Source organism: Marinitenerispora sediminis, assembly GCF_003336425.1.
Taxonomy (GTDB): Bacteria; Actinomycetota; Actinomycetes; order Streptosporangiales; family Streptosporangiaceae; genus Marinitenerispora; species Marinitenerispora sediminis.
Map to the genome: position 1 here is coordinate 1 of NZ_QEIO01000123.1, position 16,325 is coordinate 16,325.

Sequence of the window (16,325 nt, forward strand, 5' to 3'; positions counted from 1 at the left end):
CTACTGGTCGGGCGCGGGCGGGCCGGGGGCGACCCGGTGGGGCTGGCCGCCGCGCGGCCGGGGCGCCGCGGCGGCCGACCCCGACGCCCACCGCGGGGTGGTCGTCGGACTGCTGATGCTGATCGTGCTCTTCCTCGTGCTGCTGGTGCTCCTCTACCTGTGGCTGTCCGACGTGCGCGAGGAGGCGGGTTCGCAGCAGTCGCCGGCGGACCCGGAGAGCAGCGGCTCACCCTCGCCGAGCCCGCAGCCGTCACCGAGCCCCCAGCCCAGCGAATCGGGCGAGAACGGCAGTCCCGACCCCGGGTCCTCGGGGGAGCCGACGACCGGGCCGAGCGACATCCCGTCGGTGCCGCTGGACGAGCGCGACTTCACCGGGGTGCCGGTGGACCCGTCGGACCCGTCGAGCCTCACCTGAGCCGAGCCAACCCGGGAGGGGCCGACAGGCCGGACAGGAGGCCCGGCCGGCGTGCCCCGGAACGGCTGCCGTCCGGTTGTCCACAGCCCGGAAAAACCGGATGCGGTCAGCGACCGGCCGGTGCCATCGTGTGAGCATGGCCCACATCGAGCATCCCAGCATCGACGAACTCGCCCGCGATCCCCTGCCGCTGCGCGGCCGGGTCGCGCTCGTCACGGGCGTGAGCCGCCGCGACGGCATCGGCTACGCCGTCGCCCGGCGGCTCGCCGCCTACGGGGCGAGTGTGTTCTGCCACCACTACCGCCCGCACGACGAGGAGCAGCCGTGGGGCGCCGACGACATCGCGGAGGTGCTGGCCGGCGTGCGGGCGGCCCTGGCGGCGCCGGGGGCGCGCGTGGCCGACACCAGCGCCGACATGGCGGACCCCGCTGCTCCCGCGCGGGTCGTCGCGGCGGCCGCGGCGGAGTTCGGGCACGTCGACATCCTGGTCTGCAACCACGCGCGCAGCGGCGGCGACACCGTGCTGGACGACATCACGGCGGAGCAGCTGGACGGGCACTGGGCGGTCAACACCCGGTCCGCCATCCTGCTCGCCAAGGAGTTCGCCGCCCAGCACGACGGCCGGCCGGGCGGGCGGCTGCTCCTCATGACGTCGGGGCAGGGGCAGGGCCCGATGCCGGCGGAGGTGGCCTACGCCTCGGCCAAGGGCGCGCTGGCGGCCATCACGCTGACGCTCGCCGAGCACCTGGCCGACCGGCACATCACGGTGAACGCCGTCAATCCCGGGCCGGTGCAGACCGGCTACCTCACCGAACAGGCGTGGCGCCACCTCGGCAGACTGCTCCCCTTCGGCCGGTGGGGCTACCCCGACGACCCGGCCCGGCTCATCGCCTGGCTGGCCACCGACGAAGGGCGCTGGATCACCGGCCAGGTCATCAACTCCGAAGGCGGCTTCGCCCGCTGGCGGGCGGGCGCCGGCACCGGGGCCGACCCGGAGCCGCTCCGCTGAGGGGACTCGGGCCCCCGCGCGGGGTGTCGGCGCGGGGCTGACCGGGCAGGGCACCCTGCGGGGACCAGGCGGTGGACGCGCGCCGCCAGGTCCGCCCAGGCGTCAGGCGCCGGTGCCCGCCGGCGCGCCACGAGGTCCACCGACCACCGCACACGAGGAGGCGCGGCATGCCGCTCCTGGAGGACAAGCAGATCACCGCCGGCCTGGAGGAGCTGCCCGGCGACTGGGCGCGCGAGGGCGCGGCCATCTCCCGCACGGTCGCCCTCGACGACTTCATGGCGGCCATCCACCTGGTCACGGAGGTGGCCCGCGCGGCGGAGGAGATCAACCACCACCCCGACATCGACATCCGGTACAACCGGATCCGGTTCCGGCTGTCCAGCCACGACCTCGGCGGTATCACCGAGCGCGACCTGAACCTGGCGGCCCGCATCGACCGGCTCGCCGCCAAAGCCGGCGCGGTCGGCGCGGCTGGCGGCAGATGAGGGAGCCGCGCCCGCCCGGGCACGGACCACCGGACCGCCCCCCGCCCCGGGCCCGGCTGCTGGTTCGCATCCCGGGCCGGGCCGCGTGACGGGGTCCGGCCCGCGTCCGCTGCCGCGACGGGCTTGACCTTCAACCCCGGTTGCAGGTTTACCGTCATCGCCCATGGAGACCATGCGGATCTCGCAGCTGGCCGAACGCTCCGGCGTGGCACCGTCCGCGCTGCGCTACTACGAAGCACGCGGCCTGCTGCCCGCCCACCGCTCCCCGGGCGGCTATCGGCTCTACGGCCGGGACGCGGTGGACCAGCTGGCGTTCATCGCCACCGGCAAACGGCTCGGCCTGGGGCTGGGCGAGATCGCCGAACTGCTGACCGTGTGGCGCGACGAGGCGTGCTCCCAGGTCAGGTCCTCGCTCCGGCCGCGTATCGCCCAGCGCATCACCGCCGCCCAGGCACGCGCCGGGGAACTGGCGGAGTTCACCGCCACGCTGCGCCGTGCCCTGGAGCATCTGGACTCACTTCCCGACCGGCCGGATCGCTGCGGCCCCGAATGCGGCTTCCCCGACCTGGCGGCGGGCCGCGGAACCGATACGGACCCGCCGCCGCTGCGACAGGACCGGGACGCCCCCGTCGCGGCCTGCTCACTGGACAGCGCGGGAGCGGAGCGGCGCATCCACCAGTGGCGCGTCCTGCTGGACGGCGCCCAGCGCGAGACGACCCCCACGGGGCTGCGGGTGAGCTGCCCCGCAGGGCGAGCGCCGCGGTTGGCGGAGCTGGCCGCCGCCGAGCAGCGCTGCTGCGCCTTCTTCTCCGTCACGCTGACCTTCGCTCACGACACCGTGCACCTGGACGTCGAAGCCCCAGCTGGTGCCCGGCACCTGCTCCACGACGTCTTCGGTGCACCCTCCGCTGTCCCCGACCCCGAAGAGACCTCCCCGTGCTGACCGCCACATCCGTCCTGCTGTTCATCGTCGCCGCCCTCGCCGAGACCGGGGTGCCTGGCTGGTCTGGCAGGGGGCCGCGAACACCGCGGCCCGCTCTGGATCGGCGCCGGCATGATCGCGCTCGGACGGTACGGCCCGGTCGCCACCCTGCAGCCCGATGCCGGCTTCGGGCGCATCCTGGCCGCCTACGGTGGGGTCTTCGTCGCCGGGTCGGTGGCCTGGGGGTGGCCGTGGACGGGTACCGCCCCGATCGGTTCGACGCCATCGGCGCCCTGGTGTGCACGGTGGGGGGCGCCGTCATGAGGCACGCCCCACGGAGCGACTGGGGACGCGGGGGCCGGCGGGGATCGCCGCGGCGGTTCCAGGAGGCGGCGCCGTCACGCCCGCTGCCGCGGCCCGCGGAGGCGGAACCGCTGGATCTTGCCGCTCGCGGTCCGGGGCAGCTGCGCCACGAAGTTGATCCGGCCGGGTCCGGCGTGGGAGGCGATCCGTGCCCGGACCAGCTCCCGGAGGGCCTCGGCGAGCTCGTCGGAGCCGCGGACCCCCTCGCGCAGCACCACGTCGGCCGCGACGACCTCGCCGACGACGTCGTCGGGCACCCCGTAGGCGGCGGTCTCCTCCACATCCGGGTGCTGCAGCAGCGCCGACTCCACGTCGAAGGGAGTGATCCGGTAGCCGCCGGTCAGGATGACATCGTCGTCCCGGGAGGAGAAGTACAGCCGCCCGGCGGCGTCGCGGGTCCCGGTGTCGCCGGTGAGGTACCAGCGGTGGTCCGGGCTGAACCGGCGGGCCGTGGCGAGGGGGCTGCCCTGGTAGCCGGCGAACCACATGGCGGGGCTGGCCGCCGTGTCGACCGCGACCCGGCCGAACACCCCCGGGGCCGCCTCGACGTCGTCCACGGGCTCCAGCACCGTCACCGTCCACCCGGGCAGCGCCGTGCCCATGGAACCGGGCTTGAGCGGCACCGCCACCTCGTCGTGGCTGTGGTTCCCGGCGCACATGCCGAGTTCGCTCTGCCCGTAGTGGTCGTGCACGGGTACGCCGAACACGTCCTCCGCCCACCGCACCACGTCGGCGTGCAGGGGCTCCCCGGAACTCGCGAGCCGCCGCACCACCACCTCCGGCGGAAGCGTCTTCAGCACCGAGCGCAGCGCGCGGTACACCGTGGGAGTGGCCGCGAAGTTCGTCACCTCGTAGGTGGCGAGCACGTCGAGCGTGAGCTCGGGGTCGAAGCCGGCGCGCAGGTGGAGGCTGCGGTGGCCGGCCAGCAGCGGGCTGACCAGGCCGTGGTAGACGCCGTAGAACCAGCCCGGGTCGGCGGCGTTCCAGAACACGTCGTCGTCGCGGACGTCGAGACCGTAGTGGTGGTAGACGTGCAGTGCCGCAAGCGCGCGCACCGGCACCTCGACCGCCCGCGGCGGCCCGGCGGTACCCGAGGCGTAGAGCCGCAGGAACGGCGCGGCGCCGCCCGTCGCGGCGGCCGGAGCCGGCCGGGCGCGTTCCAGGTCGGCCAGCGTCCGGTCACCGGGCCGCAGCGGTGCCGCGCCGGTGGTGACGACGGCCGGGGCGGAGTCGGCGGGCAGGTCGCTGCCCGGGTCGAGCTTGGGCCGCTGGTCGTCGCCGCACACCACCGCGCGGGCGCCGGAGTCCCGCAGGCGCAGCGCGATGGCGGACGGGGCGAACGCGGTGAACAGCGGGACGTGCACGGCGCCGAGCCGCCACACGGCCAGCGCCGTGACGGCGAGGTCGATTCCGCCGTCCATGAGCGTGGCCACGCGGTCGCCCGGGCGGACACCGAGCTCGGCGAGCCCGCCCGCCACGGCCGACGAGCGCTCGGCCAGTTCGCCGTAGGTCAGGTCCCGTGCGGACAGGTCGGCGTCGACCTCGGTGACGGCGGTCGCGTCGGCGGGGTGGCGGTCGCACAGCAGGTGCGCCACGCAGGCGCTCGGCGAGTCGTAGCGTTCCAGCCACTCCTGTACCTGCCGTGCCGGATCGGCCATCGGGCGATCGTCCCCTTTCGGACCGGGTGTCGGTGTCTCGTGCGCACTGGAGCCCGTCTGACAGACTATGCCCCCGTCTGTGCTGCGGCTCTCACCCGTCGGCGACGCCTGCGTCACTCAGCGTGCGGATGTGGTGCGGTCCGGGTGAGCGCCGAGCGGCGGTACCTGCCGAACGGCCGCGTGACTTCGGCCGCGCGGACCGCCACCATGGTGGGCATGGACGTTGGAGTCGTGCTGGAGCGCCTCGGTCTGCCGGAGCGGACCGGCCCGTGGCTGGAGGGGCTGGCCGGCGTGCCGGTGGCGGACGCGGGAATCCCGCTGCCCGGACCGGCGGGCGCGGAAGCGGCCCTGGCGCCGTTCGCCCTCGAGGAACGGGACCGCGCCGAACTGCTCGGGCTGTGGCCGCGCCCCCACGGGGATCCGGAGCTGTGGTGGCTGCTCGAGCGCATGTACGGCGTGGTGGTCGCTGACCTCGGCTCCCCGGCATGGCGCGAGTGGCCGTCGCTGATGGACGCCGAGGACCCGCGGGTGCGCTGCGCCCCGGTCTTCGCCTTCGCCGCGGCGACTCCGCTGCTGCGGGCCCAGCACGCCCGCAACGGCGTGCCGGACGAGGTCACCGCGGCGACACTGGCGGACGTCGGGCGGCACATCGCCAAGACGCGGGTGATGTTCGGCAGGTCCGGCCTGGAGGTGGCGGGCTGGATCGCGCTGCACTACCGCGACGGGCTGTACGAGCTCGGCCGCCTGCAGTACGAGCGCGCCGTGCTGGAGCCGCGCGGCGCGGTCGCCTGGTACGGGCCCGAGGAGGCCCGGCGGTTCGGCCCCGAACTGGCGCCCGGCCAGCCGGTGCTGCGCCTGCACATCCCGCAGACCGGCCCTCTCGCCCCGGACGCGGTCGAGGACTCCCTGGCGCGGGCCCGCGGGTTCTTCGCGGACCGGTTCGGCACGGACTACCCGGTGGCCACGTGCACGTCCTGGCTGCTGGACCCGCAGCTGGCCGACCACCTGCCCGAGACCTCCAACATCGTGCGCTTCCAGCGCCGCTTCACCCTGCTGGAGGACGGCCCGGTGGGCGACGCCGACGTCTTCCGGTTCGTCTTCCAGCGCCCGGTGGTGGCCCCGGACGAGGTGCCCGGGCGGACCCGGCTAGAACGTGCGATCGTCGGCCACCTCCGCAACGGCGGCCACTGGCGGGTGCGCACGGGCTGGCTGAGACTGCCGAGGTGAGAGCGGGGGCGTTGCGCCGTCCCGGCCGCGTGATGAGACGCCGCTCGGCTGCCGGGCGTGAGCGGAGCGGCGCGCCGGCGGCCGAGGAGGGGGAGTGCGGCACCCACCCGACTCGCCTCCGGGGGCGCACGCCCGCCGACGCGACCGGGCGCCCCGTTGGCGCGTGCCGGGCCGGCAGCCGGCCGCTTCCCCGCTGAGGGCGCGGCGGGCGCCGCCGCGGCGGGAGCCGGAGCGCGGGGGGTGTCCCATGGGTCGGCGCGCACGCCGCCGTACGGGCGCTGCCGGGAGGCGCGGACCCGCTGGCCGCACCGCCCCGGGGGATGCCGGCGGCGGACCCCGACGGTGGTCTGGCACCCGGGCGCAAGCCTGACGCCGCGGGGGACACCGTCCCGGAAGCGGTGACGCGCCGGTCCCCGCCCCTGGGACGGTGCTCGCTCGGCGCGGTACCGCAAACGCGCCGCCCCGGGCAGGGCGGCGGGCCGGGAGTGTCCCCGCGGCGCCCGGGGCACTGGAGGGAAGGCGACGGGACGGGCTATCCGACGGGCGGGTGCAGCTGGGCCCAGCCGTCCGCGACGGATCGGCGGCACCTGCCGGGCTCGTCGCCCATGCTGACGAACAGCGCGGTCAGCATGGGGGCGCAGTAGTCGAGGGTTTCATGTGGCAGCGGGCCGCCGGCGACCAGGGAGACGACCCCGTGCGCGACGGCCCAGCTCTGGGTCGCCAGTTCCAGCGGGACGGTCGCCGGGCGGAAGCGGCCGGTGTCCCTGCCCCGCCGGGCGGCCTGGACCATGTACTCCAGGGTCGCGTCCGCGGCCGTGAGGTCTTCGAGTTCGAAGTTCGCGTCGAACATGACCCGGTACAAGTGGGGATGGTCCAGGGCGTTGCCGAGGTAGGCGGCGACCAGGGCGGTGAGGTCCCGCACGGGGTCCTCGGACTCGGGCACCGACGCGAACCTGGCCGCCAGGTGGGTGAAGCCCTCTTGGCGCAGGGCCCGCCACATCCCGTCCATGCCGCCGAAGTAGGTGTAGACGGCCATCGTCGACACGCCGGTGCCGGCCACCAGCGAACGCAGGGTGATGGGCTCACGGGCACGCAGCATGTGCGCGGCCCGCTCGATGAGCAGGGTGCGCACCGCTGGATCCTTCGTCCTCGCCATGGCTCCAGAATACATAGCATTGCATTGCTATAGTTTGCCGTTCCAAGCCCTGCGGGCCTGACGAACAGGAATCCCTATGCCCATCACCCTGGTGAACCCCGACGGACTGCCGAAGGTCGACCTCTACCGGCAGGTCTCCATCGCCACCGGATCGAAGCTGGTCTTCATGGCCGGCCAGGTCGCGCGGGACGCCGACGGCGGCAGAGTCGGCGAAGGCGACCTCGCCGCCCAGGTCGAGCAGTGCTACCTCAACGTCGGCGCCGCCCTGGCGGAGGCCGGCGCCTCCTTCGACGACGTGGCGAAACTGACCGTGTACTTCGTCGACTGGCACCCCGACAAGATGCCGCTGTTCGTCGAGGGGGCCGCCCGGGCCTCCGCGAAGCTGGGCATCACGGCCCTCCCGCCGATCACCGGGATCGGCGTCGCCGCGCTCGCCGAGCCCGACCTCCTGGTCGAGATCGAGGCCACCGCCGTCATCGCCTGAGCGGACGGCGCTGCGGCCGCCTCGCCCCGGCGCGGCCGCGCACATGGGCACGACACCGTGCCCCCGCGCCCGTGCAAGTGACACCGAGCGGTCCCCGTCCGCAGTGGCCGGGGACCGCTCCCGTGCGTGGTCGGTGCCGCTGTCCCTCAGCCGCACGTCCGTGCGCGCCGGCACGGCGGCCCCGTCCGCGCGCCTCGGCGAACGCCGTCGTCCTCCGTGCCGTGCCGCCACCCGGCCCGACGGCCGTCGCCACCGGAGCAAATGGAATCTATGACGTAAAGGTAGCGAACGCGAATCTAGCTACGCGTTCCCTGTCCGTACCTCCGGCACAGTGACATACTCCGGACCCACCAGCGCCCCCGGCCCTGCTCGTCGTCACGGGGAAGCACGGCGCGCCCGTCCAGCCGCGACGCTGCAACGGGCGGAGCAGCCCGCGTACGCAGCCGACCCGCCGGCCGGGGGTGTGCAGCGGTTCGGCGGTGCACACCACCGGGCCGCCGCACTGCCGGGGAGCGGGCCTCGGCCCCTTCCGCGCGGCGCCCGGGCGTGGCCGCCTCCTCCTCGTCCCGGGTGACGGGATGTTCGCGGACGCCGTGGACGGTGGCGTTGACGGCGCGCAGTGGGATCTCCTCGGGTGGGACGGCGAGGCGCAGGGTGGGGGAACCGGGTGAGAGCGCAGGGAAGGCGATCCGCATTTCGAGGCGGGCGAGTTGCTGGCCGAAGGCCGGGTGGCCGGAGGTGGCCTGGTCCGGGTTGAGGGTGTCGGGGCGCTCGAACCGCCGTGGGTCGCGGTTGGCGGCCTGGGGGAGAGGGGCACGGTCTCGCCGGCCCGGATCGTCTGCCTTCCGTGCGCGCAGGCACGACGGCCCCGTCCGCGCGCCCCGTCCGGTTCGACGTCCTCCAGCGCCGTTTGGAGGGTGGTGTGGTGCACGGTGCTGAGGTAGTGCGGGAGTTCCTCGACCGTCTGGTCGACACGCCCGGGGCGGTGCGCAGCGCGGCGAGCCGGGCGGGCGCGCGCGGCAGGGCGCAGGTTCCCAGGGCGGGCATGTTGGCGGAGGTGCTCACTCCGTCGGCTGTCGAGGTGGTCCACGCGGGCGGGCGCCGATTCAGGCGGTTCTCAAGCGCCGCGCATGGCCTCCTGGGTGGCCTTGACCATGCCGTCCAGGGTCTGGCGTGCGCGGGCCAGTTCGTCGGCCTGGGCGTCGAGGCGGTGGAGTTCAGCGGTGAGTTGGCGCAGGACCTCCGGAGGGCAGCGCTCCCCGTCCTTGATGTGCGGCAGCAGCGCGGCGATGGTCTTGCTGTTCATCCCGGCGGAGAAGAACTGTCGGATCAACAGCACACGGCTCACGGCGTCCTCGCCGTAGTGGCGCTGCCCGCTGGCGCTGCGTTCGCTGGAGAGCATGCCCTGCTTCTCGTAGTAGCGCAGGGAGCGCACGCTGGCCCCGGTCCGCTCGGCCAGATCGCCGATCCGCACGGGCGACCTCCGTCCCGCCTCGTCCCTGACATGGATGTCAGGTCCGAGTGTAGCGGCGCGTCCACCCGGAGCCACCGGACGCGGTCTCGCGGTGCACGTCTGAGGCGCCTCTGCCCGAAATGCGCCCGTTGTGGCCAGCAGTGCCCGCTCCTTCACCGGCATCGTGCGCTCGCGGTGCCCGGTCCGGGGCGTGTCCCCGGCCCGGTGCCCGCGGCCGACATCCGCGCGGTGCTGGCGGACGCCCAGAGGGCGCCCTCCCACGGCAATACCCAGCCCGGGCAGGTGCACGTCGTCTCGGGTGCGCGCCGCCACGCCCGGAGCGTCCGACTGCTGGAGGAGGAGCCGCTGGGCGTGCAGCGCTCCGACGTCCAAAGGCGCCACGAGGGCGCGTCCCGCAACCTGCGGACGAGGGGTGCTGGAGGCAGGCGAGGACTCAGAAGGTGCGCTCGGCCACCTTCACCCGCCGGCTCGACTCCAGCAAGGCGCGCAGTTCGTCGGCCGAGACCGGGGCGGCGGGGGCCTGCATCATCTGGTCGAGGGGCACCTCGGGGTCGGCGAGGTAGATCTGGGTGTAGGCGTCGGACTCGGGCTCGAACCGCCAGCTCTCGGCAGGGGTCCCGGCGTCGACGGTGTCGAAGCCGAGCCGGTCGATCAACGCCGCGGACCGTTCCTTGGCGCCGGAGTCCTCACCGGCGATGGGCAGGGCGCTGCGGTCGCCGGCTCCGGTGGGGCGGGCGAGCTGGGGGATGTGGTGGGCCATGATGTTGTTGAAGGCTTTGACCAGCAGGGCGCCGGGCAGCAGCCGCTGGGCGAGTTCGGTCGTGGTCACCTCCTCGGAGTCTAGCTCGGAGATCCGTCCGTCGCGGTGGGGGTAGTAGTTGCCGGTGTCCAGCACGGTCCGCCCGCGCAGCAGCCCCTCGGGCAGCGAGCCGTAGGCCCCCAGCGGGATGCTCAGCAGGGTCATTTCCCCGGCGCGGGCGGCCTGGTCCACGGTGGCGGCGGTGGCGCGCGGTCCCAGCTCTTCGACCAGGCCGGTCAGGCTCTGCGGGCCGCGCGAGTTGGCGATCACCACGTCGAGCTCCGCCGCGACCGCCAGCCGTGCGACCGCGGCTCCGATGTTCCCGCTTCCGATGATCCCCAGAGTCGGCATGGCCTGTTCCTCTTCCTCGTGGTGGCCCTCCGGCGCCCTGGCATACGCGGGCGCACGGGTTACCCGGCCACGCTAGGACCTGACACCGGTGTCAGGGGCAAATCGACGCCTTCCTCGCCCCGCGCGGCTCGGGCCGGCCAAGGGGCCCGCGAGCTCGGGCCGGCCGTCTCCCTGCCGCCACGCCCCGATGGGCGGTTGGGGCCGCGAGCAAATGGAATCTATGCCGTAAAGACGCTGGTAATGAACTATCTACGCGCTTCCTACTCGCACACCGCCGTGAGTCGCGGTTGGCCTCTTGGAGGGAGGAGGTGCGTCCTCACCGACCCGAATCGTCTGCCTGCCGAGTCCGACGTCCGCCAGTGCCGTCCGGACGGCGGTGTGAACCGTTGCCGCCGTGGATGGTCGCGCGGAACTCGGCGAGGCCCCCGCTCGGGCCTGATGTCGCGGGCATGGCGTCCCGCAGGGCCTGGGTGCGGGCCTTGATGAGGTCGATCCCCGCGTGGTCGGAGCGCCCCCCCGCTAACCCCGAAGAGCTTGGCGATCGAGGCCACCGGGTGCCCCGGGGCGCGCAGCATGCCGCAGGCCGCGCGGAGCAGAGCGTCGTTGACCACGCTCGGCCCCCGACCCGACTCCGGCGCGCGACCGCCAGGCCCGCACGGGCGCCGACCGCGATCGGGTCGCGGATGAGTTCGGACGCCGGCGTGCCGGTTCTCCGTCGCCGTCCGTGACGCCCGGGGCATGCCGCCGTTGGGCCTGCCCCTCCCGCTGCGTTCGGCGTCGCGCCGCTGGCGGCCGGCATGCGGGCGCTGGTCGAGTCGGCGGCCGCGGGGGCCCTCGTCCGTGTCGTCCCGGCGCCCGCTCACCGGCGGCTTGCCGAGCACCTCGCCTCCCCGGCGTGGTCGCGCCTCCCGTCACCAGGGCTCGTCCGCCCAACCGGGCGCGTGGCGTTCGGCCTGTTCCCGCCACGCCGCGGAACCCCCGGGCAGCGGCCACGCGCGCGTGCGGCGTGCTTCGCCGTCGGTGAGGTCGGCCGCGAACGCCTTCGTCATGTCGGCGAGCGCCTGCTCGGCGCCGGGGCTGCCCGCCTCGATCTGCCGGTACACCCGCGTGGCGTGCACCGTGAAGGCTGCCACGTCCTCGGCGAGGAGGGCGGGGGAGGCGTCGACGTGCTCGGCCAGCAGCATGGGCGGCGGTTCGCCTTCGGCCAGCGCCGCCACGAAGCGGTCGTGGCCGTCGACGATCACCGGGCAGTCGGTGCCAGTGAGCTGCCACAGCAGCACCGGCGGCAGCACGCCCTCGCGGACCTGGCGGCGGTAGGAGCGCACGCGCGCGGCGTCGGGCGGGCTCAGTTCGCGCAGGGGGAGGAGTTCGGCGAGGAAACCGCGCTGCGGGCCGTCGCCGAAGCCGTCGCACCAGTCGAGGAAGGCCGCTGGCGTCGGGGGGAGCCGGTCGAGTACCTCCGGCCCGACCGGGCCGACCGGTCGGCGGACCACGGGACGGAGCCGCCACTGCCCCTCGTGCAGGAAGCCGGTCGGCGACTCGGCGAGTGACCGGGCGAACCGGGCCGCCCAGCGCAGGTGCCGCCGCCAGAAGCCGACCCCGTCGGCGAGGGCTCGGGCGGTGGCGGCCCGCGGTGGTGGCACCGGGGAGGCGTAGGCGCCGGTGCGCAGGACCCGGATCCCGTAGCGGTGCGGCTCGATCCGGGCGAACAGCACGGGTGTGCCGTTCTGGACCAGCCACCACCTGCCGCCGCTCGTGGCCTCGATCCGCAGACCGGGTGGTGAGGAGCCGCGGGCGACGTCCAGAAGCAGCCGGGACTCCCCGGGGAGCGGGGTCACGTGCGGGCGCATGCGGCGATGCTAGCGGCGCGGGCTCAGCCGATGCGCGGCCCGTTGTCCTCGGGCCGGCCGTGATCCCGGGTGCGGCCGGTCCGCGTGCCGTGGCCGGGCACCAGGTGGTCGGGGCCGGTGGGCTTCGCGGAGCGCGTCGCGGTCTCCGCCGGTGCGCTGGGCCGGGAATCGCCGGTTCGGGGCTCTCGGGGCACGCGGCGCGGCATGCGCCAGGCCTGGCCGGTGCCGCTCATCCGGTCGGGGACGAGGGCGCGGCGGCGGTGTGTCCCCGCGGGTCGGCGGCCGACTCCCTTGGCGGCCGGCGGCCCGGCGGGTCGGGAGCTGTCCTCAGCCACGGGCCGGGGTCTCGGCTCGCCGGGGCGAGCCGGTGCCGGCCTCCGGTGCCCGCCCGGGCCGCGAGCGGGGGCAGTCGGGGTGTGCCGCGCGCCCCGGCCCCCTCGGTGGAGCGGGGGACGCCCTTCGCCGCTGGCTCCGCCTCCGTGCCGCGGGCCGGTCGGATGGGCATACGCACCGGGGCGTCCCGGCTTCCGGGCCGGCGGGCTGGCAGGGGACAGCCGATGTTTCGGGTGCTCGGACGTGGTCACCGGTGGGGGAACCGTCTCCCGGCCGTACCTGGGCCGCAGCCGCGCGGTCGGGTGCGGCGCCGGGGAACCGGTCCGCGCGGTCGCGGTCGCCCCGGTGCGGCGCCCAGGGGCCGGACCTGGTCATCCGCGCGGACGTGCGGCGCGCGGCGAAGGGCGCCAGGGCCGGTCGTCGCCCACCGGTCCCCGGCGCCCTTTCGCCATGGGCGTACGCGGTTCAGCGAACCCCGCCGACGGTCTAGCCCTCCAGCGGCTCGGACTCCTCGATGTCCTCGGCGAGCGCGTTGACCGTCTCGGCGTAGCGCAGGTAGCTGTAGGGGGTCTCGGACCGCCATTCGCCGACCTGCTCCGCCCGCACCGCGGGCAGGCCGCGCCAGATGGGCTGGTCGGCGAGCTCCTGCACCGTGGTCCGGCCGGGCCGGGCGTCCTGCAGGATGAGGTCGGCGGGGTGGGTGTCGGCCTCCTCCCAGCTCAGCTGCTCGTACTCGTCGGTGTCGGGGGCGCTGGTCTCGGGGAAGTTCACGCCGTGCTCCTGGAACAGGGCGAGGTCGCCCCCGGCGGCGGCGTTGCCGACGAAGAAGGAGTCGGGGGCGGCCGAGACCGCCAGGACCTTCAGGTCCGGGTTGGCCTCGGTGGCGGCGTCGAGCCGGGCCAGGGCCTCGTCGTAGGTGGCGCGGGCCTCGGTGACGTCCGCGCTCTCGGGGTCGACGCCGAGGGCGACGGCGAGGTCGAGGTGGTTCTGCAGCTGCTGCTCGGCGGATACCCCGGTGACCTGGAGGGCGGCGACGGGGGCCACGGCCTCGATCTGGTCGATGGAGTCCTCGGGCAGGTACCACAGCAGGTCGTCGAAGGCGTGCGTGACGATGAGGTCGGGGTCCAGGGCCGCGAGCGCTTCGATGTTCAGTTCGTCGTAGGTCTGGCTGAGCGTCTCCACCTGCTCGGTGTCGACGTCGCCGATCTGCGGGGCGGGCTCACCGCCCACGCCGTCGACCGGGCCGAACACGCCGACCACCTCGAAGCCGTAGTCCCACAGGGCGGCGGCCACGCCGGAGTAGGCGACGACGCGCTGCGGGCGCTCGGGCAGGGTGACCTCGTCGCCGCTGCCGTCGCTGAAGGTCCACTCCTCGCCTCCGGCTTGGGGGTCGGCGGCGGGTTCGGTGGTGCCGCAGGCGGTGGCGAGGGCGAGGGCCGCGCCGGCCGTGAGGGCGAGGACCGGCCGGTGGCGTGTGGTGGTGCGAGCGGTGTTCACGGGGTTCCCTTGCACGTCCGATGAGGGTAGGTGAGCCTTACCTTACAGGTCGCTGCTCCGGGGGTGCCGGCGGGGGTTAGCGGCGGGCCGTGCCACGGGACGCGCCGGCGCCCCGGCGGGCCAGGTCGCGGGCCTCGGCGGGCCGGGCCGCCGCGAGGCGCGGCCGCGGTGCTGGTCCGCCTCGTCGCTGCCCGCGGCGGGCGGCGAGCGGGGCGCCGTCCCCCGGAGGGCCATCCGGCCGAAGAAGGGGGCGTCGCGCCCCAGGCGCGCGGCCGTTGGGGCGCCGTGTCCGGCTGCGGCCCGGAGGTAGTGCGCCAGCCCGGCGCGCGGGGTGGCGGGGACGGTGCGGCAGGTGCCGGCCCGCCGGGCGCCAGGGCGTTCGGGGGCGATGGCGGCCCGCGGTGAGCGCCGCGGTGGGCCCGGCGGAGCCGCGCCTCGGGGTGACGTCGCAGGTGGCCGCAGCCCGGCAGGGGGCCGGGGCCACTCCGCGACCGCACGGAACCGCCTGGGCCGAGCGAATCACCGCTCGATCACGTCGCGGCGCTTGTCCAGCTCAGCGTCGAAGCGCGGCGGCCGCCCGCCCCGGCGCCCCTTGCCGACGCGGTTGGCGCGCTGGTCAGCGGGCCCGGGGATGACCGCGGTGATGCGGCGTTGTCCGCGATCGCGTCATCCCGGACCTGGATCGCCTCCAGCAGCCCGGCCCAGGTGCCGTCTCGTCCCAGCGTCTGCGCCGTTCGTCACAGGTCTGCCGGGGGCCGTAACCTCCCGCAGCATGCCGCCGCACGAACATCGCGCGGTCGGCGGGATCGCCGGCGGGAAACAGTGGAGCGAAGGGGCCGCTGCCCGGCTGATGAGGCGTGGCCGTCAGGTGAACACCTTGCCCGGGTTGAAGATCCCGAGCGGGTCCAGCGCGTTCTTGACGGCGCGGTGCATCTCGATGACGCGCGGACCCAGTTCGGCCGCGGCGCCGCGCCTCTTGAGCAGGCCGACGCCGTGTTCGCCGGTGACCGTACCGCCCAGGGCGATGGCGTCGTCCACGATCACCTCGAACGCCGCTTGGGCGCGCTTCTTGGCCTCGGGGTCGTCGGCCGGCACGATGAAGAGGGGGTGCAGGTTGCCGTCGCCGGCGTGCGCGATGTTGCCGATGCGGGTCTCGAAGCGGCGGGCGGCCTCCTCGATGCGGGCCAGCATCTCGGGGACGCGGGCGCGGGGCACGCAGACGTCCTCGGTGAGCAGCGGGCCGAGCCGTTCCAGCGCGGGGTAGGCGAGGCGGCGGGCCGCGAAGAGGGCGTCGGCCTCCTCGGCGTCGGTGGAGCGGACGGCGTAGCCGGCGCCGGCGGCCTCGAAGTGCTCCTGGATCGCCCGGGCCTCGGCGCGGCCGGCCTCGCCGGGCAGGTCGCTGCGTCCCAGCAGCAGCACCTCGCCCTCGGCGGCCAGGCCCATGTTCTTCCACTCGTCGACGGCGCGCAGGCAGAACCGGTCGATGAGTTCGAGCGCGGACGGGACGATCCCGGCGGCCGCGACCGCCGCGACGGCGGCGCCGGCGTCGGTCAGCGAGTCGAAGTAGCCGACGACGGTGTGCTCGGGCTCGCGGCGCAGCGGCCGCAGCCGCACCGTCACCTCGGTGACCAGGCCGAGCGTGCCCTCGGAGCCGACGAGCAGCCCGCACAGGTCGTAGCCGGTGACGCCCTTGGCGGTGGTGCGGCCCAGGCGCACGACGTCGCCGGAGCCCACGACCGCCTCCAGGCCGAGCACGTAGTCGCGGGTGACGCCGTACTTGACGCAGCACAGGCCGCCGGCGTTGGTCGCCACGTTGCCGCCGATCGTGGACCACGGGCTGCTGGCGGGGTCGGGCGGGTACCACAGGCCGTCCTCGGCGGCGCGGGCGCGCAGGTGGTCGTTGACGACGCCGGGCTGGACGGTCGCCGTGCTCTCGGCGGTGTCGACGCGCAGGATCCGGTTCATGCGCTCGAAGGAGACCACCACGCAGCCGTCGACGGCGTTGGCGGCCCCGGACAGGCCGGTGCCGGCGCCGCGCGCGACCACCGGCGTCCGCGCCGCGGCGCAGATCCGCACCGCGGCGGCGACGTGCTCGGTGCGGCGGGGCCGGACGACGGCGGCGGGCCGGCCGTGCGGCGCCCATTCGGCCTCGTCGTGGGCGTAGCCCGCCGCGATGTCGGCGTCGGTGATGACGTGTTCCGCTCCCAGCGCCGCGACCAGCGCCTCGGCGACCCCAGCAGCCACGCGGTCTCCTCTCCGTGATGTCGACCTCACCGACCCTACGGGGTGCGGCGCGGGGGCC

12 protein-coding genes and 3 pseudogenes are annotated in these 16,325 nt (G+C 75.2%); 8 read left to right on the forward strand and 7 right to left on the reverse strand.

Features of this window, described 5'->3' with window-relative positions:
* From DEF28_RS27645 to DEF28_RS20365, 5 genes and pseudogenes are all read left to right on the forward strand, one after another.
* Positions 1 to 415 (forward strand): annotated as a pseudogene (locus DEF28_RS27645) (hypothetical protein); the annotation flags it as partial.
* A gap of 136 nt (positions 416 to 551) precedes the next feature.
* A complete protein-coding gene (locus DEF28_RS20350) occupies positions 552 to 1,424 on the forward strand; it encodes an SDR family oxidoreductase (protein WP_114399393.1) in 873 nt (290 codons plus the stop codon).
* Positions 1,425 to 1,591: 167 nt separating this feature from the next.
* Positions 1,592 to 1,909 carry a 4a-hydroxytetrahydrobiopterin dehydratase gene (locus DEF28_RS20355; protein WP_114399381.1) on the forward strand — a complete coding sequence of 106 codons (318 nt, stop codon included), beginning with the start codon at positions 1,592 to 1,594 and terminating at the stop codon, positions 1,907 to 1,909.
* A gap of 163 nt (positions 1,910 to 2,072) precedes the next feature.
* The gene (locus DEF28_RS20360; RefSeq protein WP_114399382.1) at positions 2,073 to 2,852 is read left to right on the forward strand and encodes a MerR family transcriptional regulator; all 780 of its coding nucleotides are present in this window, start codon (positions 2,073 to 2,075) and stop codon (positions 2,850 to 2,852) included.
* Positions 2,846 to 3,175: pseudogene (locus DEF28_RS20365) on the forward strand (YnfA family protein); the annotation flags it as partial. The gene DEF28_RS20360 and the pseudogene DEF28_RS20365, both read left to right, overlap by 7 nt.
* 54 nt (positions 3,176 to 3,229) lie before the next feature.
* On the opposite strand, the gene DEF28_RS20370 reads toward DEF28_RS20365, so the two are convergent.
* Positions 3,230 to 4,852, reverse strand: a complete 1,623-nt coding sequence (locus DEF28_RS20370; RefSeq protein ID WP_114399383.1) for an AMP-binding protein — start codon at positions 4,850 to 4,852, stop codon at positions 3,230 to 3,232.
* A 216-nt stretch (positions 4,853 to 5,068) separates the two neighbouring features.
* Between DEF28_RS20370 and DEF28_RS20375 the strand changes: the two genes are divergently transcribed.
* Positions 5,069 to 6,079, forward strand: coding sequence for an acyltransferase domain-containing protein (locus DEF28_RS20375; RefSeq protein WP_114399394.1), 1,011 nt, complete (start codon positions 5,069 to 5,071; stop codon positions 6,077 to 6,079).
* Between the two features lie 532 nt (positions 6,080 to 6,611).
* Here the strand turns inward: DEF28_RS20375 and DEF28_RS20380 are convergent.
* Positions 6,612 to 7,235, reverse strand: a complete 624-nt coding sequence (locus DEF28_RS20380) for a TetR/AcrR family transcriptional regulator (RefSeq protein ID WP_114399384.1) — start codon at positions 7,233 to 7,235, stop codon at positions 6,612 to 6,614.
* Between the two features lie 76 nt (positions 7,236 to 7,311).
* Between DEF28_RS20380 and DEF28_RS20385 the strand changes: the two genes are divergently transcribed.
* Entirely contained in the window at positions 7,312 to 7,719 is a 408-nt protein-coding gene (locus DEF28_RS20385; protein ID WP_114399385.1) for a RidA family protein, read from the forward strand.
* 1,117 nt (positions 7,720 to 8,836) lie between these two features.
* Here the strand turns inward: DEF28_RS20385 and DEF28_RS20395 are convergent.
* Positions 8,837 to 9,193, reverse strand: coding sequence for a MerR family transcriptional regulator (locus tag DEF28_RS20395; protein WP_114399387.1), 357 nt, complete (start codon positions 9,191 to 9,193; stop codon positions 8,837 to 8,839).
* 30 nt (positions 9,194 to 9,223) lie between these two features.
* On the opposite strand from DEF28_RS20395, the pseudogene DEF28_RS29090 reads away from it, so the two are divergent.
* Positions 9,224 to 9,508 (forward strand): annotated as a pseudogene (locus DEF28_RS29090) (nitroreductase family protein); the annotation flags it as partial.
* Positions 9,509 to 9,626: 118 nt separating this feature from the next.
* Here the strand turns inward: DEF28_RS29090 and DEF28_RS20405 are convergent.
* From DEF28_RS20405 to DEF28_RS20425, 4 genes are all read right to left on the reverse strand, one after another.
* Complete coding sequence (locus DEF28_RS20405) at positions 9,627 to 10,343, reverse strand: NADPH-dependent F420 reductase (RefSeq protein WP_114399388.1); 717 nt, start codon at positions 10,341 to 10,343, stop codon at positions 9,627 to 9,629.
* 911 nt (positions 10,344 to 11,254) lie between these two features.
* Positions 11,255 to 12,193, reverse strand: a complete 939-nt coding sequence (locus DEF28_RS20410; RefSeq protein ID WP_114399389.1) for a hypothetical protein — start codon at positions 12,191 to 12,193, stop codon at positions 11,255 to 11,257.
* 819 nt (positions 12,194 to 13,012) lie between these two features.
* Positions 13,013 to 14,023 (reverse strand): ABC transporter substrate-binding protein, encoded by a 1,011-nt coding sequence (locus tag DEF28_RS20420; RefSeq protein ID WP_158562886.1) that lies wholly within the window; start codon positions 14,021 to 14,023, stop codon positions 13,013 to 13,015.
* A gap of 864 nt (positions 14,024 to 14,887) precedes the next feature.
* Positions 14,888 to 16,267, reverse strand: coding sequence for an FAD-binding oxidoreductase (locus DEF28_RS20425; protein WP_114399392.1), 1,380 nt, complete (start codon positions 16,265 to 16,267; stop codon positions 14,888 to 14,890).
* Positions 16,268 to 16,325 lie beyond the last annotated feature (58 nt).

Coding starts and splice junctions, on each gene's coding strand:
- DEF28_RS20350 (WP_114399393.1), top strand. CDS start 552: ATGGCCCACATCGAGCATCCCAGCATCGACGAACTCGCCCGCGATCCC.
- DEF28_RS20355 (WP_114399381.1), top strand. CDS start 1,592: ATGCCGCTCCTGGAGGACAAGCAGATCACCGCCGGCCTGGAGGAGCTG.
- DEF28_RS20360 (WP_114399382.1), top strand. CDS start 2,073: ATGGAGACCATGCGGATCTCGCAGCTGGCCGAACGCTCCGGCGTGGCA.
- DEF28_RS20370 (WP_114399383.1), bottom strand. CDS start 4,852: ATGGCCGATCCGGCACGGCAGGTACAGGAGTGGCTGGAACGCTACGAC.
- DEF28_RS20375 (WP_114399394.1), top strand. CDS start 5,069: ATGGACGTTGGAGTCGTGCTGGAGCGCCTCGGTCTGCCGGAGCGGACC.
- DEF28_RS20380 (WP_114399384.1), bottom strand. CDS start 7,235: ATGGCGAGGACGAAGGATCCAGCGGTGCGCACCCTGCTCATCGAGCGG.
- DEF28_RS20385 (WP_114399385.1), top strand. CDS start 7,312: ATGCCCATCACCCTGGTGAACCCCGACGGACTGCCGAAGGTCGACCTC.
- DEF28_RS20405 (WP_114399388.1), bottom strand. CDS start 10,343: ATGCCGACTCTGGGGATCATCGGAAGCGGGAACATCGGAGCCGCGGTC.
- DEF28_RS20410 (WP_114399389.1), bottom strand. CDS start 12,193: ATGCGCCCGCACGTGACCCCGCTCCCCGGGGAGTCCCGGCTGCTTCTG.